The following is a 2,118-nucleotide window of genomic DNA, read 5'->3' as shown; positions in this document are numbered from 1 at the left end:
CACCAACTTAATATAAGCGCGTAACAACGGGACAAAGCTATGTTCGACCTGGATTTCTCTACGCTTTCTTCCGTTTTTATCGACTTTACTATTATACCACTGCCTTAATCTTTCTCGAATTGTGTTTTCTGGTTGCTCTAGAATTTCCCCCAAAAACACCACCGCAGTAGATAAACCACAATGATGAGTCATCGCAATAGCAAAGCTCCACATTCCTAATACTACTGCTTGTGGTTTGCTTAAATGAGGCATTTTTTTGATGACCACCCGCAACCATTGTTGATAAGTAATTGGACGATTTTTGTTCACTGTGATTGATGTCACCCGGCTTTAATATACAATAATTATTTTACTATGGAACACATTTGATAAATTCCCTGTTTCTGAGTACTATTTAATGTCATTTGCTCCGCGCCGGGCGCGGGTACGTCATGGTGGCAGCAGTACAAAACAACGCGGGTAACGAACGTGATGAAAATAAATTTCAGTACTCCAACAGTCGCTCTGTGTGACCGCTACCCGAAGTTCTTTTGTCAATAGTTACCTACCAAAACAAATTTTCAAGTTGGTGCAAGTGTCTCAGCCATCGCCCCGTCAGGGGATAGCCATCAAGCAGAATTCGTCACTTAATGATTTTTATTGAATACTCAAATCCTTCCTGGGGTTTGGGTTTCAAAATGTATTTCTGTTGAGTAATACCTAGTGGGACTTTAGCAAAATTCAAGCCCAAATATAGCCCAAACTAGCTTTATAATTGACAAATACGTCCGGATTTTCCTGGAGCCAACGGACAAAACGGCAAGACATGGCACTACGAAAAGCTTCTAAAGTCTCAGTAAATGTCTTTAACGGTTTGTTAGCCCATCGCCTTCGCAATCCCCCAGTAAGTTGATGCCAAACAATAAAAGTATAGGCACACATAACCAATATAAAATGTCTCATTAGGCTGCGTTTGTGCCGAACTTGATATTCAGATAGCCCTAACCAACCCTTGGCTTCTCGATAAAACACTTCCACCCAATTTCTTTGAGCATAAGTCTCAACCACCCATTCTGGAGTCACAACTGATGCTTCTAAATTTGTCAAAAAATAGTCAATATTTGTGGCTTCATTAAAGGTTGGCTGATTCATGACGATGGCCAAACTTCTTTTTCCACTCAAACTTGATATTTCGACTTCTATGATCGCTACCCACAAGGTTTTTGGCTTGTTCAGTTCTAACTTAACCTCCCTGAATGCTTCACTGGGTAAACTTTGCGCTAACTCATCCACCCTAACAATTTCTTGACAATCCTTCGTTATGTTGACCGCAACTTTTCGATTTTTCGCGATTCCTCCTAAATACTTTAATTGACGATTTTCCAGCTCCAATAGAAAAGAGCTATTGTTACCATAACCGGCATCAATTAAGACAATTTTTGGATAATATCCTCTCTTTAATGTCCGGTCAATTAAGTTTAAGGCTAACTCCGGTTTTTTGAGGAATTCTGGGTCTTTCTTTCCTTGGCCAAAAGGCCACGCTACGCGAACAGGCAATGAGTTTGAGTGTTGATATAACTCAACATCTAACGGCAGGCTTTTTCGACCATCATACAGATGAGTGGTTACGAGAACTATCCCATTATCTGTTTTGCCAATTTCTCCAATGTATTGCCTTCCTATTCCCTCAGTAAAATTACCGCTTTTTCTATGTCCACTATCGTCTACAATTAGCGAGAACCCATGAGGAATTTTGGTCTGACGACAGCTATTCATCACCTGTAACCGGCGTTCGTTAATCTCTTGTTCACTCCAGTTAGCCCGAACCGCAAAATGCCTTAAACTGTGGTAAGACACATCTACAGCGTTCTGAGCTAACTGAGATAGGTTTTTTCTTTCACTTTCTCCCAATAATCCCCCTAGATAGTTTCTAAACTCCTTTCTCTGGGCTTTAGTTCGGAAGATATCGTCAAAACGCTGACACCATCTATCGAAGCACGGGGGCATTGCTGTGGAAACAGTTTCTTTCATGGGATTGGAGGGAAAAAGTAACCAACCTAAAAAACTTACCCTATATAGCATAGCACTATTTATGCCTTGAATTATCGCGCTTAGTCCCACTAGTGGTTTCCACTTTCA

1 protein-coding gene and 1 pseudogene are annotated in these 2,118 nt (G+C 40.8%); both read right to left on the bottom strand.

Annotated elements, in window-relative coordinates; translation table 11 throughout:
• Window positions 1-324, bottom strand: a pseudogene (locus F6K53_RS38135) (hypothetical protein); the annotation flags it as partial.
• Window positions 325-720: 396 nt separating this feature from the next.
• Window positions 721-2,010, bottom strand: a complete 1,290-nt coding sequence (locus F6K53_RS38130; protein WP_293069036.1) for an IS701 family transposase — start codon at window positions 2,008-2,010, stop codon at window positions 721-723.
• Window positions 2,011-2,118 lie beyond the last annotated feature (108 nt).

It is taken from the genome of Moorena sp. SIO4A1, assembly GCF_010672065.1.
Classification (GTDB): domain Bacteria; phylum Cyanobacteriota; class Cyanobacteriia; order Cyanobacteriales; family Coleofasciculaceae; genus Moorena.
The sequence above is the reverse complement of the archived record's forward strand: the minus strand, read 5'-3'. Positions and strand labels throughout refer to the sequence as shown.

Bases quoted from the DNA above. Each gene is read 5' to 3' on its own strand.
- F6K53_RS38130 (WP_293069036.1), bottom strand. From the start codon at position 2,010: ATGAAAGAAACTGTTTCCACAGCAATGCCCCCGTGCTTCGATAGATGG.